Here is a 24,680-nt window from a genome sequence, read left to right on the forward strand (position 1 = left end):
TGTGAGCTATCTAATATTGACTAACGTATATACATTGATAGGTTCTGTTATTAATAACAACTTAAGGTATTTTAAGCTTATGGAACGACTTAAATTAACGGATTACTTACCCGCTTCTCATTCAGCGGTGTGTATATTTGACGGTAAATTGCGTTGTAAATCCCGCTTATGATTGCTGGTGCAGATTCTACTTCTCAACCTGTTTCTACTCCTCAGCGATGGCATCGTGCGTTAGGCATCCGGCCGGAGGAAAGCCGAACGGTGGGGTTATTTTTCATTCATAACTTTTTGCTTGGCATCGGCACTATTCTCATTTATGTAGCAGCCAATGCAATTCTGCTTGAGAATCAACCTGATACAAGTCTCCCTATTGCCTATATAGCCTCGGCGGTAGCCATGATCGGCATTGGTCAGATCTATGGCTACTTTGAGCATCACTTAGCTTTACGCAGTCTGGCCGTTCGGGTGTTGATCGCGGCTGTTGTGATGACGATTGTGGTGGGTATTCTGGTCGTTGTTGGGCATTCCATTATGGCGGCTGTAGCCATCATGACGGGCTATCGAATTATTTATCTGCTTACCAACCTCGAATTCTGGGGCGTTTCGGCCGTTGTATTCGATACGCGTCAGAGTAAGCGTTTATTTGGCGTGATCAGCTCCGGCGATATGCCCGCCAAAGCCATAGGCGCTATCCTGGCGGCTCTGGTACATGCCCATGCCGATGTGTTGCGGTTGTTGCTGGTTGCTTTCGGGTCCTTTCTGGCAGCACTTTATATTCTTCAGTTAACCATTCAGTCGCACGATGTACACGCGCCACAGGGAGCCGACCGGGTCGCACGCCGGGAGCCGTCTCGATTAATTGGCAAGCGGTTCGGCGGGAGTGAACTAATCTTCTACATGTGCCTGAGTATGGCCGTTCTGGCCGCTGTGGCAACCGAGATCGAATACAACTTCTTTATTAATGTCAAGCACCGCTTTCACGACCAAACGGATGTTATCCGCTACGTGAGCTATGTACTGGCGTTGACGTACGGAGTAGCTATGCTGGTTAAATTGCTGATGTCGAGGCAGGTGCTCGACCGATTTGGGATACAGCGTTCGTTGCTGGTATTGCCCTGGCTGGCCTTGACGGGCCTAATTGGCTTAATTGGACTGCGCTATTTTACCACCAATGAAACCGTCTTGCTGATTTACTTCTGTGGCTTATATCTGCTCTTTGAGGTAGCTCGCCGGGCGCTGTTCGATCCCGTATTTCTCGTCTTATTTCAGCCATTGTTGCCTCCCCAGCGACTGAAAGGGCATACACTGGCCAAAGGTTTATACGAACCCATTGGCTTAGGTGTGGCCGGTCTGCTCATTTATGTTTTGCATACAACGCTCGAATCGGGTGGCGTACTGGTATGGATTTTACTTCTGGCGGGTGCGATCTGGCTGCTGCGCCACACCTACAAACGGTACCTGCATGAGTTGACGGATGCTATTGGCCGACGCTTTCTGGAAAGCGATCAACTGGCAATGCCAACGGTAGCGCAGGCCAGTCTGGTAAGGCAGTTGCAAAGTAACCGACCCGGCGACGTACTAACGGCAATTAGCTGGCTGGATGCGCATAATCCGGATGAGCTAAGCCGGCAAATCCCTTCGCTGCTTACGCATACCAGCGCCAGTATTCGCCGAAGAACGCTGGCCGCAGCGGCCCGGATGAAGCAGCCCCTGCCCGTTCGTCAGGTTACGCACATTGCCCTGACGGACGATGACCCGGCCTTACGTCAGCAAGCAGCCTACCTGTTGGGACGACGCATAAATGCAGAAGCCGCTGAACTGGCCCCGCTTATCAATCACACCGATCTCTCTATCCGGCAGGGTGCTATCAAGGGGGTGCTGGAATTAAACCCACACGATACGGCGGCTCTGGCGGCCCTGAATAAACTGGCCACCGCTGCGGACGTTGTTCTTCAGCAAATAGCTTTATCCCTCATAGCTACCCTTAGACTGACCAGCTTTGCCGCGCTGGTTAGCGATAGGCTGGAGAGCCCGAATGCCGATGTACGAAAGGCCGCTATCAATACGGCAGGTCATTTGCCCAGTACCAATCTGACTCGGTATTTACTGGATAACCTTACCCATAAGACCATCGGGCGAGCCGTTACCCAGGCACTGAAAGCTCGCGGAAGCGAAACCATTGCAGCCCTGCGCCAGGTGCGGCAGTCGACTACAGATCGACTCATGCTGGAACGTATAGCGGCCGTTTGCGGAGCTATACCTACGCCGGAGAGCCGCCATTTGCTCAATGGGCTGGCGCAGCAACCCGATGTATTGGTGCGGAGTGCCGCCCTCCGGGCCTTGCGCCGGTTCCCGAACGAACCCGAAGACGACGCACTTTTTCGCGTGGTCATGCAGGAAGAGGTGTTACTGGCCCAGCGGATCCTGCACGGGAGTTTGACGGATACAGCCCTAACCAAGACGCTGGATTATGAACTATCGGTACTGCTACAGCGGCTATTCGATGTGCTGATGCAGCTTTACGATTCTGAAACTATTGCCGGGGCTCGCATGGGTATTGGACATCCTGCCCGCGAACGGCGGGCCAACTCGCTCGAAATGCTGGATAACCTGATTCCACGAGCTACCTACCAAACGCTTCAGGTACTCGTAGATGATCTGCCCCGCACCGAGAAAAATCGTATTCTCGATGCAGAACTAGGCCCTTTCGACGACCAGGAACCCATCTGGGCGTTTGTGTTGCGGATGGGTGAAACCACTTTTTCATCCTGGACGGTCGATGTTGTGCTGCGTACATTGCCACCGGCAGAGGCTTTGCTGGCCCGGCAATCTTTAGAATCCCGTTTTGGTACTTTATCTCCTTTGCTTATGTCGCACGCCCCTCATTCTACCGAGCAGATTTCAGCCTACGACCGGGTACTGCTATTATCCCAGGCCAGTCTCTTTTCCCAAACGCCCGAGAATGTACTGGCGAGTATCACGCCAATTATGAAAGAAGAGGAACATCAGTCCGGTGTATCCATTTTCCGTAAGGGCGATCTGGGTACGGGCATGTACGTTATCTATACCGGCGAAGTGGCTATTCTGGATGGCGATACCGAACTGGCTCGCTTTGGGCGGGGCGACTTCTTTGGCGAACTGGCGCTACTGGATACCGAAGCCCGCTCCGCTACGGCAGAAGCTATTACCGATGTTCGGCTGCTGCGTATTGACCAGGATGATTTTTACGACCTAATGGAAGAACGGAGCGAGGTTCTTCGTAGTATTGTTAAAAGCTTGTCAGGGCGTATTCGGCGGCAGAACGAATTGCTGTCAAACCGGGCTACAACACCGCAGTAGATACTGCGTAGTTCAGGCACTTGGGAATAAGGCTGCGTTCATATAGGTCGTTGTGGCGACCCCTGGGGTTTATACGATTTCCATTCTCTGACTCATAGTATGAATACGTCATCACCCGAGGGCATTGGAACCATTCTGCTGGCTGCCGGGGCATTTCAATTCGCCCGTCGTTTTCTTGACTTGCCAACCCGTTTGCCCGGTTGGGAGCCGTTTTTCAAACGCATATGGGTCATTTTTGGCGTACTACTAGGCCTCTCGGCACTCTTTTCCATCGACTTGTCGAATGGCTGGGTTGCGCTCGCTATGAGCCTGGTATTTGTTTTCATGCTGTGGCAGCTGAAACATTTTCAACCGTCGCGCACGGTAATATTAGCCGTAGCTCCTTTTTTACTGCTATGGGTGGTCGGTAGTTATCTTGAACACTATGCCCCCAAGTTCTACCAGGCGAACGAAGGTTTTTTCGACAGTTCGATTGGTTTTTCAGCCATCTGGCTTGGCACGTTCCTCGTAATTGCCAACCGGCAGAAGAAAGCACTGGTCAAAATTGAGCAGGAGCGCGCCATTGAAGCGGAACAACGGCGTATTATTGAAGCGAAAAAGCAGGAGCTTGAATACTTAGTTGCCGAACGAACTGCCAAAATTACTCTGCAAAAGGAAGAGCTGGAACAGACACTCATAGAACTGAAAGCAACACAGGCCCAACTGATCCAAAGCGAGAAAATGGCCTCGCTGGGCGAACTGACCGCCGGTATTGCTCACGAAATTCAGAACCCACTCAACTTCGTCAATAACTTCTCCGAAGTCAGCATTGAACTGATCGACGAACTGGCCGAAGAGCAAGCCAAACCCGAGCGAGACCCTGAGCTGGAAGCTGAACTGCTGACGGATCTAAAGCAGAACCTACAAAAAATAAATCACCATGGCGGGCGGGCCTCGTCCATTGTAAAAGGCATGCTTCAGCACTCACGGGCTGGGGCCGGACAGCGGGAGCCAACGGACGTTAATGCGCTTTGCGAGGAGTATCTCCGCCTGGCTTATCACGGCTTGCGTGCCAAGGATAAAAGCTTCAATGCAATTTTCAGTACTGAGCTGGACCCCTCGCTGGGGTTAATCAGCCTGGTGCCGCAGGACGTCAGCCGGGTGTTGCTTAACTTATTCACAAACGCTTTTTATGCTGTTCAGCAACGCCAGAAGCAGGAGAAGACGCATGGTTACCAGCCAACAGTTATCGTTAGCACCCGCTGTGCCAATAGCGAAGCAGTCATCACCGTAGCGGATAACGGGACGGGCATTGCCGAGGATGTACAGCAGAAGATTTTTCAGCCGTTTTTTACTACCAAGCCCACGGGCGAAGGAACAGGACTCGGGCTATCCTTGGCTTACGAAATCATCACGAAAGGGCATGGCGGTACGCTGGAGGTGGAAAGCAAAGCCGGAGAAGGATCTAAATTCATTGTTACACTGCCCGGCTGAGAAATTAAGCACCGTTTATACCAATAGTACCTCCTTGAGCTAAAGATGAATACATACCCCTGACGTGAAATCAAGTAACCCATCAATCATTCATCAACCCATGCGTAACGTTTACACTATCTTTTTTTTATTTCTCATTCACTGCACTGCCTATGCGCAAAGTACTCCCCCCGCCACAGCTCCGGCTTCGCCTGCCGACCTTACCGAGCGGGTTCGTGTGCTTGAAGAAAACCTCCGCTATGCCAATCAGGGAGTAACTAAAATCATTGATGATCTGCTTTGGTACCAGAAGCTGGGCGATGTTGCCGTTATTGACAAAGTCCGGTATGGCAGCAAACCACCCCATGTGATCAAAAATCCAACCGGGCAGGGAGCCAGCAACCCGGTTGTGATTCCGGCCTACACCTTCACTCCAAAGAAGTTTGCATCGGCTAAAAAACTGCCGTTGCTCGTCTTTGTCCACGATGGCATCCACGGAGATTTCAGCACATTGTATGCCCACGTTGTTAGGGAACTGCTCGACCAGGGCTACCTGATTATCGCGCCCGAATACAGAGGCAGCGCCGGTTATGGCGGGGAGTTTTACCGGCAGATCGACTACGGTGATTATGAAAATGACGATGTGCTGGCCGGAAAACGCTGGGCCGTTGAAAATATGGCACAGGTCGACCCCGATCGGGTGGGTATTATAGGGTGGAGCCACGGCGGTATGATTTCGCTGATGAATATTTTTGACCATCCCGAGGATTATAAAGTAGCCTATGCCGGTGTACCCGTAACCGATATCATTGCCCGGCTCGGGTACAAGCCCCAGAGTTACCGGACCATCTTTTCGGAAGCGACGCATATTGGCAAAGATCCGTCCGACAATGTGGCCGAATACCGTAGGCGGTCTCCGGTCTGGAATGCTCAGAAACTAAAAACACCACTTCTCATTCATACCAACACGAACGACGAAGATGTAAACGTGCTGGAGGTCGAATCGTTAATTAACGCTCTGAAAGCCCACGACAAAAAATTTGAGTACAAAATATATCAGGATGCTCCGGGTGGACACAGTTTTAATCGGCTCGACACCCGTCTGGCGCATGATTCGCGGGAGGAAATCTATCGGTTTTTAGCCCGATACCTGACCCCGCCCGCTGCTGTCCGTTGAAAAGGAACCTGTACAAACCTGCCAGGGCATACACCAAATCATCTATCTTTGAGTCATACCCATCCTTATGATGAAAATTCTAGTAGTTGACGATGAGTTAGACGTAAAGGACCTCTTTCTTCAGCGTTTTCGTCGGGAAATTCGCAATGCTGAGTTTCAGCTAGCGTTCGCTAATTCGGGCGAAGAAGCGCTTAAGTACCTTGCCGGTCATCAATCGGAAGTTATTCTGATTTTGTCGGATATTAATATGCCCGGTATGAGTGGTTTTGAACTATTGCGGCATATCCGGACAGATTTTCAGGCTCCGCCATCACCCGTTGTCATGATGATCACGGCTTATGGTGATCCTGATTCGCAACAGCAGGCTGTTGAACTGGGTGCTAATGATTTTCTGACGAAGCCACTCGATTTTACAGTCCTCAAACAAAAACTTCACGATTTAGCATGAAGGCCAAAATACTGGTGGTCGACGACGAGACAGATCTTGAGTTATTGATAAAACAGAAGTTTCGACGACAGATTAGAGAAAAACTGTACGAATTCGTATTTGCCCACGATGGCGTAGAAGCGTTGGAAATGCTGGCGGAGCAACCCGATGTCGATATGGTGTTGACCGATATCAACATGCCCGGTATGGATGGCCTGACGCTGTTGGTTAAACTCCACGAAAGTAATCCGATGCTCAAAGCCGTAATTGTGTCGGCTTACGGCGATATGGATAACATCCGGACAGCCATGAACCGGGGCGCGTTTGACTTTGTGACGAAACCGGTCAATTTCGAGGATCTGGAGTTAACCATGCAGAAGACCATGGAGTACGTAGCTCAGTTGCGGCAAACGCTCCAGGCCATAAAAGAGAACAATATCCTCAGGATGTACGTCGATGAGTCGGTACTGACGTTCATGAGCCGGACCGAATTTGAAACCGCCATCTCGGCCAGCGAAACCGTTGTGGCTACCGTCCTGTTTATTGACATCTGCGGCTTTACCGCCATTTCGGAGCGTGAATCAGCCGATACTGTCGTGCGGCTTGTCAATCGGTATTTCGATGTGATGGTGAAGGAGATTATTTCCCAAGGCGGGCACGTCGACAAATTCATGGGAGACGCTATAATGGCCGTTTTTAGGGGTGAGTACCACCTGGACCGCGCCGTTGAAGCCGCACTTGCTGTTCGCGGGCAGATTGCCGCTCTGGAAGACAATCTGCCGAATCACCCAAATTACCATCCTCAGGTATCTATCGGTATCAACACCGGCGAGATGGTGTCGGGCAACATTGGGTCGGCTACGCTTCGGCGATTAGATTACACGGTTATCGGCGATGCTGTCAACATGGCCCAGCGTTTGCAAAGTATTGCCCAGGCGGGCCAGATCGTGATTGTCGAGTCGGCACAACAGGAAATTGCGGAGTCTTTCACCTGCGAACGCATCGGTGAAGTAACCCTCAAGAATAAGTCGGCCCCGGTTGTGGTTTACAACGTACTGGGGTGATAATGAAAAAAGAAGAATGGCTAACGAATAATGGATTGCTTTAGCAGCCAGCCACATTATTCATTAGCCATTCTTCTTTTTTCATTATCTATTTTTATCTATTCTTCGGCCAGCGTTCTGGAGATGTTCATGCGGTAAACGCCCAGAGCGGGTAGGGCAGCCGCCAGCAGGCCAATCAGAATGGCGACGCCGAGTAAGACCCATTCTTCGGGCAGAATGCCGAATGCGGCCAGATTATAATGGTATTCAGACGATACACTGCTGGAGAATAACCACAGGCCAACGCGGCTAAGCAGGATGCCCAGGATGAAGCCGATTAGTGCCAGTACCAGCCCTTCGAGAAGCAACATACCGAAAAGCTGTGCACGGGTAGCGCCCATCGACAGCATAAGGGCCATTTCGTAGCGCCGTTCTTTCAACGAGTTGTACAACGAAACAAACACGCTGATACCGGAAATCAGCATAATGACGATAGCCAGGCCCCGCAGCGTTTCAACCCCCACACCGAGCAGTGAAAACAGGCGGTTTATTTCGATATTGGGTAATGCCGCCTGAAGTTTAGAGTTGCTGTTGATGCCCCGCGCCAGCATCATCCCCAGCGGGTTCCGAAACTTGATAAGCATACTGGTAATCTCCCGGGGCTCCCCAGGTTCTTCTGCTGCATCGGCCGCCGGGCCGCCAATCGTTGGTCCGGCTGGCTGCGCTTCTTCGTCATGGTGTCCCTCTTCGTGTTCCTCATGATGCTCGTGAATGGCCCAAACGCTGGACAGTGGCGTAACAATCAACTGGTCGGCAACGGTATTGGTGGGGCTCAGGATACCAACAACCTTATATTTGGTGTCGGCGTGTACGTCGCCGTCTTTGTCGAGGCCGTGTGAGCCGGAAAACGTATCGCCAAGTTTTAAACCAGTAACAGCGGCCACGCGTGGGCCGATAACGGTTTCCAGTGCTTTGTCAAAAAGCTTCCCCTGAGCAATGGTGGCACCAAAATGATCGAGGTATTTTTTGTTTGTGCCTACAATCCGAAATGACTGGTAATTATCGCCCATCGACAGGGGAATCGCCGTTTTGATCATCGGGTTGCGGGTCAGTCGTTCAGCTTCATCGAGTGGAATGTTACCCGTTGGCGAGTCAATCTGGTAGATGCTCGCCAGAATCAGCTGCAGCGGGCTTCCTTTAGCACCAAGCACCATGTCGATCCCTTTTATGTTTTTGCGAAACTGATCATCCAATTGCTTATTCAGCAACAGCAGCAACGAAATAATCGTAATACCGAACGTCATGAGCAGTCCGCTTAAAAAACTGCTCAGGGGTTTGTCTTTCAGGTTACTCCAACTAATTCGGAACAGATTCATTTGTTATCGGGATTTAACCGCGAAGGTTGCAAAGAAAGGCCTTTTGGCCGCGTAATATTACAAATCCAGTTTGAAATGATGGCTGGTGATATTGAATCCTTTGTTCAGATATAATCGGTGAGCGTCGTACCGCGCCGGGTTCTGTCCTGAGTCGAGGGATATACACTGACAACCTGATTGACGGGCCTGATCAACAACAAAGTCGACCAGGGCGCTGGCGTACCCTTTTCCCCGCGCACTTGGCAAGGTAGAGAGGTCGTCGATATAAATCGTTTTGCCGCAGTACAGAAAATTCATCAGACGATAGCCCACGACGGCCGGCGCAGGTTCGGCGGGGTCTTCGGCCGGAATAAAGGCCAGCACAAAGCGTTCGTTGGCTTGCTGAGAACGAATTTGCTCGAAGGCTTGCTCGGGGGTCAAATGACCACGGAGGGCCAGCATAGCGGGTAGACAGCGCCGGATATCGTCATCCGAGTGGGCAATCATAGGGCTCATAGTTGTGCGCGAATGTCGAGTAACAGGGTATCGCCCCCACGTGCCAGAATAGCTTCGGCCAGTGAATGGCCCAGTAGGTGAGATTCCTGTGCGGAGCCGGAAAAGGTTTCGCGCAGGAGCTGACTTCCATCCAGACTTACCAGTCCGCCCGTCAGGCTAACGGTTGTATCGTCTGTCCATTGGGCCAGTGCAAAGGATGGAATGCTGCATCCACCCTCAAGCCGGGCCAGAAAAGCCCGTTCGGCCCGTAGGCAGGCTGCCGTAGGCTCATGGTCGATCAGGCGCGTAATCGCTTCGGCTACGTCGCTTTTCAGGGCATCTGTCGCTACTTCAATGGCAATACTACCCTGCCCAACGGCGGGGGTAAACTCATCCAGTGGCAGGCGTTCTACAATCAGGTCGTCGTAACCCATACGGTGCACACCGGCGTAGGCCAGCAGCAAGGCATCGCAATGGCCGTCGTCGAGTTTACGGATTCGGGTCTGGAGGTTGCCCCGCATATCGACCGTAGCCAACTGCGGGCAATAATGTTTAAGCATCGCTACCCGGCGCGTTGATGAGGTGCCGATCCGAAACGATTCATTCCCTTGCAGGGAAAGAGATTTATTACGGCTAACGAGAACATCGTTGGCGGGTTCGCGTTCGGTGAAGGCAAGTATATGCAGATCGGCGGGAAGGTTGGAGGGTAAATCTTTGGCGCTGTGAACGGCAATATCAATGGTGCCTGACCGAAGCTGATCTTCCAGTTCCTGCGTAAAAACACCTTTACTGCCAATCTTGGCTAATGAGCGATCGAGGACCAGATCACCTTTGGTTTCAATGAGGACCAGTTCTGAGGTGAGGCCCCCTTTTTCGAGTAATGCCTGTATATGTTCGGCCTGCCATACGGCCAGGCGACTGCTTCGTGTACCAATTCGGATATGCATGATATAACAAAGATACGCTATGGAAACCAGCTTTCAGATAGTAATTGGAATTGTGGTAAGGTGTAGAAAGACAACCACATACAGACCACAAAAAGCAACACTATTCTTCTACACACAAAAAAAGGACATAAATAGCCAAATGGTTTCGTACAGTGCCAAAACGGCATTATTTGCCCTAATTTTGCTCAATTTTGCTGACAAACTGGCTAAAATAAATGGGATTAAACCATTAGGCACGACCTTTGTCTATTAAGTAATACTTGGACAGTAAACAACATCCACTATGAAAGCGATAGAAAATGTGTTTCAGGGAACAGGCGGTCAGATAGACTTGCTAAACACGCTCTACGGTGGTTCTAGTCAAACAACCATGAATGTTGAGCGTGAAGATGAACGCCTGGTAATTACCCTGGCCGCAGCCGGTGTGAGTGCTAACTCATTTAATGTGCTTGTCGAGGGCAATAAGCTCGTTCTTTATACATTGCTGGTCAGCACCTCAAGACAATTGCTGGACAATGGGACCAACCAGCGTTTAGCTGTGCCCATGTTCTTGCGGGTACTGGATATACCCCCTTTTGTTGACGCTGATCAAATTGAAGCTATCCACGAACATGGTCAGGTGATGGTTATGCTGCCCTTTAAAGACAAAGAGCATATGCACCGCCGGATCGATATCAAGAATCTTTTTTAGTCTATATCCTGCATTTCCGTCCGGGACATATACATTGGTCCTGTAGCCTATAGATGAGTTCAAAGCCGCTTCTACGGAAGCGGCTTTTTGATTTTTCTACTTTTTGGTATCGGCCTTGTGTGTATATTGAGTAGTAAAACAACTCAACCCGTGTTTATGCTCCGCAATACGTTTACATCATTCATTCTTGGTCTGGGAATTTTTGTCTCCTCAGTGGTTCAGGCCCAAACGCTTACAACCGACACTAACTGGCTCAAGGAAAAGCTCAATAGCCTGGTGATCGATACGGACGATTCGGTGAATCCACAGTTTGATTTCAACGACTGCCAGATGACTATGAAAGTCGATACAAAAGAAGAAGGCATCACGGTTAAGATGGATATGAACTGGCCGCTCAAAGAAATTCGCAAAGTGAGCTACAAACCATCGACGGGCGGAGCGTATACGCTGCTGCTCGACATCCCCGGCGATCAGGTGAAAGGGAAGATGAAAATTGGCATCTTTTCGAAAAAGATTCGTTCTAAAGCCAACGAAGGGCATACGTCAATCGACCTGCGCACGTCGGATGAACAGCTGGTTCAGGAAATTCAACACCGATTCGAAGGAGCTATCAAACAGTGTCAGGCCAGATAAATAAGATATTGACACAGGAAGGAGGCTGCTTATTTGGGAGATCGATCTGAAAAGTACCCACCTCTCTCATTGACTGGAAACAAGCGCCAGCAGTATACCCGACAGCATCAGCAAGCCGTCAATGTAGAGATAATAGACGTAATCTGAAGGGCTCGTCTGTACACGCCGGGTCAGCAGGACCAGCAGGAGCATGGGAATGCCCAGGCAGATGATATACCCGCCCGACAACCCCTGCTGATATAAGGCTAAAAGGGTTAATGTGAACAAAAGGACAATACCGTAAAAGAACCGGCGTACCTGCGTCTCAGTTAGCATTGATGCCAGCGTGAGCCATCTCGACTGACGGTCAACGGCCCGATCGCGGTAGTCGAACCAGAGCGCAATACTGTAGATGAGCAGAAACCTATTCAGAAACCAGATACCCATCAGTATCCAGCCTGGTCGTTGCGCAGGAGCAGCCATGATAAAAGGAATGGCCACGGTAAGATAAGTCCAGACAAACGTAAGGTACAGGCTCTTCATAACCGCAATCCGGCGCAACATGCGAAACAACTGCCAGTTAATTTTAGGCGCTGAGTACATAAACGTCAGAAAAACAACGGGCAAAAGGTCTATCAAATACGTTGTCAGGTACGATAGCAGCCAAAGCCCCGCCAGTGCGGCACTCACAAATAAACCGAACAGCAGTGGTTTGTGCCGGTGATTCCAGCGGCCCCTTCTGGAGTAATCAACGGACGAATCCGTCAAAAACCAGTGCAGCGAATAGCTGCCAAGCGTCCCCAAAAAGGTGAACAGCAGGAGCGATTCCGGTAGGTGTAGCCCAAATAAACGGGCGGTGGTCTGGCACATCACTACCGCGCAAATGGCTATGTAGATATTGCTGAAAAGGAGAAACTCCAGAATAACGACGGAAGCCCTGGCGATCCGCCTTATTATCCCCAACATGTAAGCCGTTGTCGTTATCATCAATTGACATCCCGCAGGTGTTAGGGGAAATTCCTTTTACTAACAGAACTGGCAGGAAATGGTTTATACAGTCTATCATCAAAGACTATACTATGAAATTACCCCCGGCAAATAGATTCATCCTTCTCTTCTCTCTACTTTGCCTGACACCCGCCTGGAGTCAGGCAGTTCTTGAGAAACCCCAGTCAACGACATTGAATCTGGCGGGTCCTGACGAACAGTTCGGGGCGTTGTTTGAAGCTGTTCAATTAAAAGCTGTTTTTCCAGATTCGAAAACATTTGCTGACTGCACGCCCAAATTTCCAATAGCCACCATTCTGGCGAACTATGAAAGTGCGCGGCAACGAAGCGACTTCGATCTGAAAACGTTTGTTACTCAGAATTTCACCCTACCCATCAAACCGGCGTCGGGCTATACCAGCAAAGCAGGCCAAACGGCCCAGGAGCACATTACTGATCTATGGCCCGTACTTACCCGACCGGCATCGACCGGCACTAAAGCGGGTACTCCAGCGGGTTCACTAGTTTCCCTGCCCAAGCCTTACGTGGTACCGGGTGGCCGTTTTGGTGAAATCTACTATTGGGATAGCTATTTTACCATGCTCGGCTTGAAAGCATCCGGCCAGACGGCCCTGATCCGGAACATGATCGACAACTTCGCCTATCTAATCCGAACGTTCGGCTTTATTCCCAACGGAAACCGGACGTATTTTTTAGGCCGGTCGCAACCACCGTTCTTTTCATTAATGGTCAACTTGCTCAGCGAAGTACAGGGCCGCCGTGTACTTGTCAGCTACTTGCCCGAGTTACAGAAAGAGTATAATTTCTGGATGGATGGCAGAGAACAACTGACTGAAGAACGCCCGGCTTACCGGCGCGTGGTTCGGCTCGAAGAAGGAGTTTACCTGAACCGATATTATGATGATAAAATTACGCCACGGCCGGAGTCGTATAGAGAGGATGTTCAACTGGCAAAACGAACCAAAACCCCGGCCATACTCTACAAGCATATTCGAGCCGGGGCCGAGTCAGGCTGGGATTTCAGCAGCCGGTGGTTTCGCGATGGAAAGAACCTGAAGACCATTCATACAACAGATTTCATTCCGGTCGATTTAAATGCGCTTCTGGTTAATTTAGAACAAACACTCGCGGAAGGCTACCGACTGAAGGGCGACAAAGTGCAGTCAAAAAAATACACCGTCCTGGCGCAGCAACGGCGCGACGCTATCCTACGCTACTGCTGGAACGCCAAAAATCAATTCTTTTTTGATTACGATTTCGTTGCGGAGAAACTGTCGACGGTGTACTCACTTGCCGCTGTTTACCCCCTTTTTGTTCGAATTGCAACACCCGCGCAGGCCCAGGCGGTAGCTGTTACGCTGGAAAAATCGTTCCTGAAACCCGGTGGTCTGACAACGACGCTTATCCGAACCGGCGAGCAGTGGGATGCACCCAACGGCTGGGCACCCTTGCAGTGGCTATCCATCCGGGGCCTTCGTAATTACAATCAGGTACAACTGGCTAACAAGGTCAAGACTAATTGGGTCAATGAAAACTTGCGGGTGTATAAAGCTTCCGGAAAAATGGTGGAAAAGTACGATGTTATTAGTACGGCCGCAGCCAAGGGAGGGGAATACCCCAATCAGGACGGCTTTGGCTGGACAAACGGGGTGCTCCTAACGCTGCTGACCGAAAAATGATTGCCTACTGTATTGTCTGATTATAATGATCGAGCTGATCTTTGGAGACAGACACCCGCGCTCGGCAACTTGGACTATGAGTTATTGAGAAGCAAAAGTGCTGAAAACAATAAAAGCCGCCTGAACTGAATCAAGCGGCTTTTTCTTGTAGTCCGAGAAGGATTCGAACCTCCACAAACAGAACCAAAATCTGTCGTACTACCCTTATACTATCGGACTGTTTTGTAATTGCGAGTGCAAAGGTACTTTATTTTAGGGGTTAAAAACAAGTACTGGCACAAAAAAAATAGCTTTTTTGTGCCAGTAAATAGCCTTCCGATTGATTTTCAGGCGGCTATCAATTCTTAAATACCGGTAACGGGCGTGGCAGAACTGATCTTTTTTATCAATCCCTGCAATACTTTGCCCGGTCCGCACTCGTAAAACTCCGTAGCGCCATCAGCCACCATTCGTTCAATGGACTGTGTCCATCGTACCGGCGACGTTAATTGGGCAATCAGATTTGCTTTGATCTGGTCGGGGTCTGTAGTGGGTTCCGCGTTGACGTTCTGATAAACCGGGCAGCGGGGAGCAGTGAACGGCATATTCTGAACGGCTTCGGCAAATTCGGTACGCGCGGGTTCCATAAAAGGCGAGTGAAACGCCCCACCAACCGGCAGCAGCACCACCCGTTTGGCACCAGCCGCTTTTAATCGTTCTTCGGCCAGTTTAATGCCCGCCACACTACCGGAAATAACCACCTGACCGGGACAGTTGTAATTGGCCGGTACCACAATTTCTTCAGTGATTTCGGCGCATACCCGTTCAATGGCCTCATCGGCCAGACCCAGCACAGCCGCCATCGTTGATTCGACCAGTTCGCAGGCCCGTTGCATGGCCGTTGCCCGAACAGATGCCAGTCGTAGACCGTCTTCGAACAAGAGTACACCAGCCGCCGTCAGGGCCGATAGCTCGCCCAGTGAATGGCCCGCCACCATAGCCGGGGCAAAGGAGTCGCTGGTGAGCGCCGTAACAACACCGTGCAGGAAAACGGCGGGCTGCGTATAAATCGTTTGTTTGAGGTCGTCGTCGGTCCCTTCAAACATAATATCGGTCAGGTTATAGCCCAACACCTCATTGGCCTGGTCGAATAACCGCCGGGCAGCATCGGACTGTTGATAGAGGTCTTTGCCCATACCTCGAAACTGGGAGCCCTGACCGGGAAATACGTATGCTTTCATAGTAGAGATGAACTAACTGATGGTGCAAAATAGCCGGATAATTATGGTTGTTCAAAAGATAAATCCATGTTGCCGGACTAATGCACTGTTTATCATTGGTTTATTAGGAACCCTGCCGCCTATCAGAAGCAACGAATTTATCTTCTGATAGCTACCTAATTAAAACCGGAGCAAATCGAACAAACATTTATAACACACTGTTGAGAAATTAGCGTGATAGTGCAATTTATATCGACTGTAAATAAAGTTATAAAACGGCTGATAATACCGCTTAACCTTGTTTCCATCGGGATTGTGCTTTAGCTTTGATGCGCCGTTTAAAGCGGCTTTTTTTCAATAGTTTACCACTAAAATTTTCGTGTCGTTCACCGTATGGCTTGGGTAACACAAACTCTCTCCAGCTCCCTCGGCCGCAAGGTCATTATGTCGTTAACGGGACTGTTTTTAAGTACTTTTCTGATTGTACATATGGCTGGTAATCTCCAGCTGTTCAAGGGTGATGGCGGAAGGGCCTTCAATGAGTATACGTACTTCATGACCCACAATCCGGTTATTATGACCGTTTCCTATTTGCTTTACACCTCGATTCTGGTTCACGCGCTGATGGCCTTCGTGCTGACACGCCATAACCAGGCATCGCGGCCCGTTAAGTATGCGTACAGTAAGCCGGAAGCGAATAGTGACTGGTCGTCCCGGAATATGGGTATTTTGGGAACCATCCTCCTGTTATTTATCATTATTCACATGCGTACATTCTGGTACGAAATGCACTTCGGTTCGGTCCCAATGGCTGAGTACGATGGCAAGCAGTACAAGAATTTATACGCTGTAGTACAGGTAGCCTTTGGCGAGTGGTGGTATGTACTCCTGTATGTTGTTTGTATGGGGGCTCTTGGCTATCACCTGGCTCATGGGTTTCAGAGTGGCTTTCAGTCGCTCGGTGTTCGGCATAAGAAATACACGCCCCTTATTGAAGCTCTTGGCAAGTACTTCTTCGCCATTATTATCCCGCTGGCTTTTGCAGCAATGCCAATTTATGTGTTTTTACAGGTTCACCATATAATTTAATGAGTTAATGGGTGGATAACACAGAGGCTACTTTAGCTGGAAACGGTCTATTCACTCAATCACTCATTCACTCATTGACAATTGGACAAATGAAACTGGAATCAAAAATCCCCGCAGGCCCTTTAGCCGAGAAATGGGCCCGGCACAAGTTTTCGCTGAAGCTGGTCAACCCGGCCAACAAGCGTAAATACGAAATTATTGTAGTGGGTACAGGGCTGGCAGGCGCATCGGCGGCTGCTTCACTGGCTGAACTGGGTTATAACGTTAAGGCGTTCTGTTTCCAGGATAGCCCACGTCGGGCGCACTCCATTGCCGCTCAGGGTGGTATCAACGCAGCCAAGAATTACCAGAACGACGGCGACAGCGTGTTCCGCCTGTTCTACGATACAATTAAAGGTGGCGATTATCGGGCACGGGAAGCCAACGTACACCGGTTAGCCGAAGTTAGCGTCAACATTATTGATCAGTGCGTAGCGCAGGGCGTTCCCTTCGCTCGTGAGTACGGCGGTACACTGGCCAACCGTTCATTCGGTGGTGCTCAGGTGTCGCGTACATTCTACGCACGTGGCCAGACAGGTCAGCAACTGCTGCTGGGTGCCTATTCGGCGCTGAGCCGTCAGGTAGCCAACGGGAAAGTGAAATTGTACCCACGTACCGAAATGCTCGACCTCGTGGTTGAAGGCGGTAAAGCACGGGGTATCATCACCCGGAACCTGATCACCGGTAAAATAGAATCACATTCAGCGCATGCTGTGTTGCTTTGCACAGGTGGCTATGGCAACGTATTCTACCTGTCGACAAACGCGATGGGCAGCAACGTAACCGCAGCTTGGCGGGCACACAAGAAAGGGGCTTTGTTTGGTAACCCTTGCTTTACCCAAATTCACCCAACCTGTATTCCGGTATCGGGCCACTACCAGTCGAAGCTGACGCTGATGTCGGAGTCGCTACGGAACGATGGCCGGGTGTGGGCACCCAAGTCGAAAGAAGACGCAGTACGCATTCAGAAAGGCGAAATAAAGCCAACAGATCTGGCCGAAGACGCCCGCGATTACTTCTTGGAGCGCCGTTATCCGGCCTTCGGAAACCTGGTTCCCCGCGACGTGGCTTCGCGTAATGCGAAATACGTTTGCGATGAAGGCCGGGGTGTGAGTAAAACCGGTTTGGCCGTTTATCTGGATTTCGCTGATGCTATCAAGCGCGACGGACGGAAAACGATCGAGGCTAAATACGGTAACCTTTTCGAGATGTACGAAAAGATCACCGGTGAGAACCCGTACGAACTGCCGATGATGATCTACCCCGCTGTTCACTACACGATGGGCGGTTTGTGGGTCGATTACAACTTGATGACAACTATTCCCGGTCTGTACGCACTCGGCGAGGCTAACTTCTCCGACCATGGTGCTAACCGTCTTGGTGCTTCGGCGCTGATGCAGGGACTGGCAGACGGATATTTCGTAATTCCATACACCGTTGGCGACTATCTGGCAACGATTGGGCCGGCTGATAAAATACCCGTTGATTCGCCAGCATTTAAGGAAGCCGAGCAGAAAGTACACGCTCAGGTGAACCAACTGCTGTCTATCAAAGGTGAGCGTCCGGTTGATGACCTACATAAGGAACTCGGTCACATCATGTGGGAGTATTGCGGTATGTCACGCACGGCCGAAGGGCTGAAACTGGCCAAGCAGAAGATTCAGGCGTTGAAGAAAGAGTTCTGGACCAACGTAAAAGTACTGGGTGATTCGGAAGAGATGAACCAGGCGTTAGAACAGGCCGCTCGGGTTGCCGACTTCATTGAACTGGGCGAACTGATGGTCGACGATGCGCTGAACCGCGAAGAGTCCTGCGGTGGTCACTTCCGGGAGGAACACCAGACACCCGATGGTGAAGCCTTACGTGACGATGAAAACTTCGCTTACGTAGCTGCGTGGGAGTACCAGGGTGAAAATCAGCCCGAACTGCTTAATAAAGAGATTCTCGAATTCGAGAACGTTAAACTGACACAGCGGAGTTATAAATAATAGTTGGTAAGTCGGTAAGTCGGTAAGTCGGTAAGTGGCTGACGCCGGAACAATTCATACGTCAGCACTTACTGACTTACTGACTTACCAACTTATTGACTCACTGACTGTAATCATGAAAATTAACCTAAAAGTCTGGAGACAGAAAAATAATAATACGGCTGGTAAACTGGTTGACTACCAGCTGGATAACGTATCGGAAGATATGTCTTTTCTGGAGATGTTCGACGTTTTGAACGATTCACTAACCCGGAAAGGCGAAGATCCCGTTACGTTCGACCACGACTGCCGCGAGGGTATTTGCGGGATGTGCTCCATGTACATTAACGGTCGGGCGCACGGCCCACAAACCGGCGCAACCACCTGCCAACTGCACATGCGGTCGTTCAACGATGGCGATACTATCGTGGTTGAACCCTGGCGCGCTCGGGCGTTCCCGGTCATCAAGGATTTGATGGTCGACCGATCGGCGTTTGACCGAATCATTCAGTCGGGTGGTTATGTATCGGTGAATACGGGCTCGGCACGTGATGCCAATGAAATCCTGATTCCGCGTACCGTGGCCGACGAAGCGATGGATGCCGCTGCCTGTATTGGTTGTGGTGCCTGCGTTGCTGCCTGTAAAAATGCGTCGGCTATGCTGTTTGTTTCGGCAAAAGTATCTCAACTGGCTATTTTACCACAGGGGCATTCGGAGCACAAGGAACGGGCTGAGCGGATGGTAGCGCAGATGGACGCCGAAGGATTTGGTGCCTGCTCGTTTACGGGTGCGTGCTCAGTTGAATGTCCGAAGTCAATTTCTCTTGATCACATTGCCCGTATGAACCGGGAATACCTTGGTGCAAAACTATCGTCGGAAAACGTTCAGGGTTAGACGATAGGCTTGCGAATAAACTGATCCGGTACTCCTGCAAAGGGTACCGGATTTTTTGTTGTATCATTATTTCCTGGAAAATATACCTTGTATTTCTAAAATAAGTAATCGGATACTTAGGCTATTTAGGAAAAGGACGCGTAGCTTTGCCCACTTATTAGTGGAATATGGCGAGTGAGCTTTTCAACCGCAGGGATATCCTTGCTTATTTTATTGTTGCCGCAATAGGCGCTTCCTTACAACTTGTTGCCGGAAGTTTATTTCAGGATTGGTTTACGTTTAGTTATGAGCAAGCGTTGCTGGCAGGTTATGTCATTGCTTTTGTCGTTGGCTTCTTTCTAACGAAACTCTTTGCCTTCAACGCAAAGAACTCCACCAAAACCCGCCGGGAAGCTGTCAAGTTTACCCTTGTTTCCATCGTTTCATGTCTGATTACCGTATATGGATCGTCTCTATTATACGACTACTCGGTCAGTAAATTCGATATACTTACGGTTGTAATGCCGCTCTCCGTCAAGCAGGTAAATGTCAATAAACTGGTGGCGCATACGACAGGCATGGGAGTTAGCTTCCTGAGTAATTACATTTTGCACAAGACCTTCACCTTTCACAATACAGGCTTCTACGAACGGCTAAAACGACTGTTGAATTTATAGCGTCGGATCGTTCAGCCATCGGGCCGATTTCAGATAGTACTTTTCCTTTCTTCCTGAGCACCCTCTTTCCTGCGGATAGCCGACCGGGAGGGTTAGAAATCCTTGTGGCCTTTCTTTGATAAGTTGGGGTCGACTGATGAGTACTGTTCCGCCAGAACGCTTATCCGTTAGCTGGCGGTGGGGCAGAGGGAATATATAAGGGTTACCACATACTGGATCATAAAGCCCTGCTCGATTGTAGGACTGCCATTCACAGATGCTTTGATATGGACAGACGGAATTTTATTTCGATTAGTGCAACGTCCCTCAGCCTTTTGCCGCTAACCGGATTTGCCGACATTTACATCACCACAGTGCGCAAACCGGCCTGGCTGCTCGACTGGATTGCCATCAACGACCGACAACTGCCTAACTACGGGCTCATAAAGGTAACAGATACAAACAGCCCGTATGCCGGAGGCTACCTAAATGAAGCCGACATGCCGAACCCACAATCTACCAGCGGGTTTCTGATGAGAGCCGGTATGCTGTTCGCAACGCCCGAATCGAGCTATTATCAGTCGGCCAAACTGCTGGGGGAGATTGAGGCTGCGGCTCGATGCATGCTCAAATTCCAGCATTCGGACGGCACCATCGATTACCTCGACACTAATTTTCACTCGACACCCGACACCGCCTTTGTGCTGGAGAACATCGTTCCGGCCTACAGATTCCTGAATGAATCGAATGTCAAAGGTACCAACACCGCCCTCGGACTGCTGAAAACATTCCTGACCAAGGCCGGTGACGCCCTGATTGTAGGCGGGATTCACACACCTAACCACCGTTGGGTCGTCTCGGCAGCTCTGACCAAGTTAAATGAATTGTTCCCAAATCCACGTTATACAGGCCGAATCGACCAATGGCTGGCAGAACATATCGACATCGACCCCGACGGGCAGTTTAACGAAAAGAGCACCAACAGCTATTCGCCCATCGTCGACCGGTCGCTGATTATTATGGCCAGAGGTTTAAAAAAAACTGAGTTGCTCGAGTCTGTCCGCCGGAATTTGATGATGACACTCTACTACGTACATCCTAATGGCGAAGTGGTGACCGAGGGCTCTAACCGGCAGGATAAAGGTACTATTGGCAATATGTCGCGGTACTATTATTGTTATCGCTACATGGCGTTGCTCGACAAAAACGGCGAGATGGCGGCCATGTGTCGCTTGATTGAAAAGACATGCCCAAAAGAGCAACTGGCCGGTTACCTCGATTATTTTCTCGAAGACCCTACGCTCTGGAACGAACTGCCTCCCAGCAAACCGCTGCCGACCAGTTACGCCAAAGCGTTTCCATATTCGGGCGTAGTGCGCATTCGACGGGAAGGGTGGGATGCCACACTGCTATCGAACAATGCGGCCTGGCTCACCTTTCATAAAGGAAATGCCGTTTTGCAGGGAATGCGGGTAGCTGCATCGTTCTTTGGCAAGGGGCAATTTCAACCTGCCAAAATTGAACAGCAGGGCAATGCTTGGGTGATGCGCCAGTCGATGGAGGGGCCGTACTATCAACCCATAGCGACCGATAAAATTGACGCCAATGGCGACTGGGACAAAATGCCCAGAACCGACCGCCCCCAGAGTGAAATCCAGAAACTTGATGCCACCGTTACGATTACCGAAGTTAACAACGGGCTCCGCATCGACGTCGAGTTGTCGGGTACAGACAACGTTCCGGTAGCACTGGAACTGATTTTCCGGCCGGGCGGTACGCTGGGGGGCGTTACCAAACACCCAAAAAAAGACAACGCCTTTCTCTTATCCGACGAAGCGGGTACATACGCCGTTGGTACCGATATCATCCGGTTTGGGCCGGGGAGAGTACAGCACAAAGGGGTACAACTGCGGGGTGCTGTTCCGGCAATAGAAGCGCCAACGGTTTACCTGACCGGCTACACACCGTTTAAGCACAGTCTGTTTTTGGGGTAGCTTGAGTTATACAAGTAGTTAATGTTGCCCTACTATCATGAATCGCTTAATTCGTTTATCATTTTTTCTATTCATATCCATCGCTCATTCCTTTGGCCAGAGCCCTTCTTTGACGTTGTGGTACAATAAACCGGCAACCGTATGGCCTGAGGCTTTGCCGCTGGGTAATGGTTACATGGGGGCCATGGTGTTCGGCGATCCGGCGAAAGAGCATCTGCAACTCAACGAAGGAACTTTATACACGGGCGACCCGGCCAGTACCTTTAGGACAATCAACGTCCGGAAAGACTTTAAGCAGGTTAGCACCCTATTGGCCGATAAAAAATACCAGGAAGCGCAAGCGCTGATTGCTCGCGAATGGCTGGGCCGGAATCACCAACTCTACCAGCCCATGAGCGATTTCTGGATTGACATGGACCATAGAAGCGTGCCGGTATCTGCCTACAAACGTCAGCTCGATCTGGCGACAGCAACCGCCACGACGCAATACAAAACGGGTAATACAACCTACACCCGGACATATTTCGCTAGTTACCCCGACCATGTTATGGTGGTGAAACTGACGGCTAATGGCCCCGGTAAAATCAATTGTACATTCCATTTATCGACGCCCCATGAATCAAGCGCACGCTATGCCGTTCAGGGGAACACGCTGACGGTACGGGGCAAAGTGCCCGGTTTTGGGCTGAGACGTAGTTTCGAGCAGGTTGAGAAAGCCGGTGACCAGTACAAATACCCCGAAGTGTACGACAAGAACGGCCAACGGAAACCGGGCGTTGAAAACATGCTGTACGAACAGACGATAAACGGTCTGGGTATGGCGTTTGAAACACGGGTAAAAGCGATCAACACCGGCGGACATATCCGGCAGGATAAAAACTCGCTGACGGTTCAGGGTGCGTCGGAAGTGGTGTTTGTGTTATCGGCGGCCACGAGTTATAATGGCTTCGATAAAAGTCCGGCTTATGAAGGAGTGGCCCCCAGATCTATTCTCGATCAGCGGTTTAGGGGGTTGGAAAGGAAGCCTTATGCCGAGTTATACAATAGCCATCTGGCTGATTACAAACGGTTATTCGACCGGGTTGCTATTCAGCTAGCGGCCGAAACCAGTCAATCGCAACTGCCCACCGACCAGCGTGTCGACCTGTTCTCGAACGGTAAAGACCCTTCGTTTGCGGACCTGTATTTTCAATATGGGCGCTATCTGATGATTGCCGGATCGAGGCCGGGTGGCCAACCGCTCAACCTGCAGGGCATCTGGAACGATCAGATGGTGCCCCCCTGGAATGGTGGCTACACCATTAACATCAACGCCCAGATGAATTACTGGCCTGCCGAGCTTACCAATCTATCGGAGTGTCAGGAGCCGTTCTTCAAAGCCGTTAAGGAACTGGCTATTAACGGACACGAGACGGCCCGGAATATGTACGGTAACGATGGCTGGGTGGCGCACCATAACATGGACATCTGGCGTCATGCCGAACCCATCGATCTGTGCAACTGTGCCTTCTGGCCCATGGCGGCCGGATGGCTGACGAGCCATTTCTGGGAGAAATACCTGTTCAGTGGCGACAAAACGTTTCTTAAAAACGAAGCTTTTCCATTGTTGAAAGGGGCCGTTCAGTTCTATCAGGGCTGGCTGATGAAGAATGAGCAGGGCTATCTGGTAACACCAGTGGGCCATTCGCCCGAGCAGAATTTTCTGTACGACGATAAGAAACAGGCCACGTTCAGTCCCGGTCCAACGATGGATATGGCCATTGTTCGCGAATCGTTCTCCCGTTATCTGGAAGCTTGTAAAACGCTGGGTATCGACGATAGTTTCACCGCTGGGGTCAGGCAGAACCTGGCGCAGTTGCTGCCTTATCAGATCGGCAAATATGGTCAGTTGCAGGAGTGGCAGGACGATTTTGAGGATGCCGATGTGCAGCACCGTCATTTTTCCCATCTGTACGCCATGCACCCCAGCAACCAGATTAATGGACAAACAACGCCCGAATTGACCGCAGCAGTCAGGCGTGTGATGGAACGCCGGGGCGATGGCGCAACGGGCTGGTCGATGGGCTGGAAAGTGAACGTCTGGGCTCGTTTGCTGGACGGTGACCACGCGTTAGGGCTACTCACCAATTTATTTAAACTTATAACGACGGAGAAGACGCATATGTCGGGCGGGGGAACGTATCCCAATCTATTCTGCGCCCATCCCCCGTTTCAGATCGATGGTAATTTTGGCGCTACAGCGGGCATTGCCGAGATGCTGGTGCAAAGTCACGCGGGCGAAATTCACTTGCTGCCAGCCCTGCCGAAAGACTGGCACACGGGCCGCGTGAAGGGCCTGAAAACTCGCGGAGGCTTTACTGTCGACATGGAATGGAAAGCGGGTAAATTGACCAAAGCTGTCGTGCATTCGGCGCTAGGCGGCAACCTGCGAATCAAGACAAACGACCGGATGATGGTGCAACCCGCCCTTTCTGCCGAACTTAGCCCGGCAAATCCAAATCCGCTCTTTAGCTTTGTCGACGCGGGGAAACCCATTATCAAAGACAAAACGAAGCTGGGAGAAATGTCTGTCGTGAAGGGTTTCATAGTTGATATGAAGACGGAGAAGGGAAGGGTTTATGAAATCAGATAGCGCTG

At 50.6% G+C, this 24,680-nt stretch carries 19 protein-coding genes and 1 tRNA gene; 14 read left to right on the plus strand and 6 right to left on the minus strand.

Annotated features, from left to right (window positions below):
- The first annotated feature begins 168 nt into the window (after positions 1-168).
- The 5 genes from NT073_RS06040 to NT073_RS06060 all read left to right on the plus strand — a co-directional run bounded on the left by NT073_RS06040 (position 169) and on the right by NT073_RS06060 (position 7,459).
- A complete protein-coding gene (locus tag NT073_RS06040) occupies positions 169-3,339 on the plus strand; it encodes a cyclic nucleotide-binding domain-containing protein (RefSeq protein WP_297370293.1) in 3,171 nt (1,056 codons plus the stop codon).
- A 99-nt stretch (positions 3,340-3,438) separates the two neighbouring features.
- Complete coding sequence (locus NT073_RS06045; protein ID WP_297370296.1) at positions 3,439-4,812, plus strand: ATP-binding protein; 1,374 nt, start codon at positions 3,439-3,441, stop codon at positions 4,810-4,812.
- A gap of 100 nt (positions 4,813-4,912) precedes the next feature.
- Entirely contained in the window at positions 4,913-5,968 is a 1,056-nt protein-coding gene (locus tag NT073_RS06050; protein ID WP_297370299.1) for an alpha/beta fold hydrolase, read from the plus strand.
- A gap of 67 nt (positions 5,969-6,035) precedes the next feature.
- On the plus strand, positions 6,036-6,416 hold the full coding sequence (locus NT073_RS06055) for a response regulator (RefSeq protein WP_297370302.1): 381 nt from the start codon (positions 6,036-6,038) through the stop codon (positions 6,414-6,416).
- Positions 6,413-7,459: an adenylate/guanylate cyclase domain-containing protein gene (locus tag NT073_RS06060; protein WP_012929499.1), complete on the plus strand. Its 1,047-nt coding sequence runs from the start codon at positions 6,413-6,415 to the stop codon at positions 7,457-7,459. Before NT073_RS06055 ends, NT073_RS06060 begins: the two co-directional genes overlap by 4 nt.
- A gap of 98 nt (positions 7,460-7,557) precedes the next feature.
- Here NT073_RS06060 and NT073_RS06065 read toward each other — a convergent pair whose 3' ends face one another.
- Genes NT073_RS06065 through hemC form a run of 3 tightly spaced genes read right to left on the minus strand, consistent with a single transcriptional unit; the run spans position 7,558 to position 10,235 of the window.
- Positions 7,558-8,814, minus strand: coding sequence for an ABC transporter permease (locus NT073_RS06065; RefSeq protein WP_297370306.1), 1,257 nt, complete (start codon positions 8,812-8,814; stop codon positions 7,558-7,560).
- 57 nt (positions 8,815-8,871) lie between these two features.
- Positions 8,872-9,309 carry a GNAT family N-acetyltransferase gene (locus tag NT073_RS06070; protein WP_297370309.1) on the minus strand — a complete coding sequence of 146 codons (438 nt, stop codon included), beginning with the start codon at positions 9,307-9,309 and terminating at the stop codon, positions 8,872-8,874.
- A complete protein-coding gene (gene hemC, locus NT073_RS06075; protein WP_297370312.1) occupies positions 9,306-10,235 on the minus strand; it encodes a hydroxymethylbilane synthase in 930 nt (309 codons plus the stop codon). Before hemC ends, NT073_RS06070 begins: the two co-directional genes overlap by 4 nt.
- A gap of 283 nt (positions 10,236-10,518) precedes the next feature.
- On the opposite strand from hemC, the gene NT073_RS06080 reads away from it, so the two are divergent.
- Both NT073_RS06080 and NT073_RS06085 read left to right on the plus strand, forming a co-directional pair.
- The gene (locus NT073_RS06080; RefSeq protein ID WP_297370315.1) at positions 10,519-10,926 is read left to right on the plus strand and encodes an Hsp20/alpha crystallin family protein; all 408 of its coding nucleotides are present in this window, start codon (positions 10,519-10,521) and stop codon (positions 10,924-10,926) included.
- 156 nt (positions 10,927-11,082) lie between these two features.
- Entirely contained in the window at positions 11,083-11,559 is a 477-nt protein-coding gene (locus NT073_RS06085) for a hypothetical protein (RefSeq protein WP_297370318.1), read from the plus strand.
- 66 nt (positions 11,560-11,625) lie between these two features.
- Here the strand turns inward: NT073_RS06085 and NT073_RS06090 are convergent, their stop codons facing one another.
- Positions 11,626-12,525 carry a hypothetical protein gene (locus NT073_RS06090; protein WP_297370321.1) on the minus strand — a complete coding sequence of 300 codons (900 nt, stop codon included), beginning with the start codon at positions 12,523-12,525 and terminating at the stop codon, positions 11,626-11,628.
- Between the two features lie 92 nt (positions 12,526-12,617).
- Here NT073_RS06090 and treF point away from each other — a divergent pair, with 92 nt between their 5' ends.
- Complete coding sequence (gene treF, locus NT073_RS06095) at positions 12,618-14,225, plus strand: alpha,alpha-trehalase TreF (RefSeq protein ID WP_297370324.1); 1,608 nt, start codon at positions 12,618-12,620, stop codon at positions 14,223-14,225.
- Between the two features lie 148 nt (positions 14,226-14,373).
- On the opposite strand, the gene NT073_RS06100 is transcribed toward treF, so the two are convergent.
- Together NT073_RS06100 and fabD are read right to left on the minus strand one after the other, a co-directional pair.
- Positions 14,374-14,444: transfer RNA gene (locus NT073_RS06100), tRNA-Gln, on the minus strand.
- Positions 14,445-14,569: 125 nt separating this feature from the next.
- The gene (fabD, locus tag NT073_RS06105) at positions 14,570-15,445 is read right to left on the minus strand and encodes an ACP S-malonyltransferase (protein WP_297370327.1); all 876 of its coding nucleotides are present in this window, start codon (positions 15,443-15,445) and stop codon (positions 14,570-14,572) included.
- 372 nt (positions 15,446-15,817) lie between these two features.
- Here fabD and NT073_RS06110 point away from each other — a divergent pair, with 372 nt between their 5' ends.
- From NT073_RS06110 to NT073_RS06135, 6 genes are all read left to right on the plus strand, one after another.
- Positions 15,818-16,513: a succinate dehydrogenase cytochrome b subunit gene (locus tag NT073_RS06110; protein ID WP_012929489.1), complete on the plus strand. Its 696-nt coding sequence runs from the start codon at positions 15,818-15,820 to the stop codon at positions 16,511-16,513.
- An 89-nt stretch (positions 16,514-16,602) separates the two neighbouring features.
- Positions 16,603-18,540, plus strand: a complete 1,938-nt coding sequence (locus NT073_RS06115; RefSeq protein ID WP_297370333.1) for a fumarate reductase/succinate dehydrogenase flavoprotein subunit — start codon at positions 16,603-16,605, stop codon at positions 18,538-18,540.
- Between the two features lie 115 nt (positions 18,541-18,655).
- A complete protein-coding gene (locus tag NT073_RS06120) occupies positions 18,656-19,414 on the plus strand; it encodes a succinate dehydrogenase/fumarate reductase iron-sulfur subunit (RefSeq protein WP_297370336.1) in 759 nt (252 codons plus the stop codon).
- A 167-nt stretch (positions 19,415-19,581) separates the two neighbouring features.
- Complete coding sequence (locus NT073_RS06125; protein WP_297370341.1) at positions 19,582-20,070, plus strand: GtrA family protein; 489 nt, start codon at positions 19,582-19,584, stop codon at positions 20,068-20,070.
- A 266-nt stretch (positions 20,071-20,336) separates the two neighbouring features.
- On the plus strand, positions 20,337-22,043 hold the full coding sequence (locus tag NT073_RS06130) for a hypothetical protein (RefSeq protein ID WP_297370343.1): 1,707 nt from the start codon (positions 20,337-20,339) through the stop codon (positions 22,041-22,043).
- Positions 22,044-22,080: 37 nt separating this feature from the next.
- Positions 22,081-24,675 (plus strand): glycoside hydrolase family 95 protein, encoded by a 2,595-nt coding sequence (locus NT073_RS06135; RefSeq protein ID WP_297370346.1) that lies wholly within the window; start codon positions 22,081-22,083, stop codon positions 24,673-24,675.
- The last annotated feature ends 5 nt before the right edge of the window (positions 24,676-24,680 follow it).

The sequence above is a fragment of the Spirosoma sp. genome, assembly GCF_026391055.1.
Lineage (GTDB): Bacteria > Bacteroidota > Bacteroidia > Cytophagales > Spirosomataceae > Spirosoma.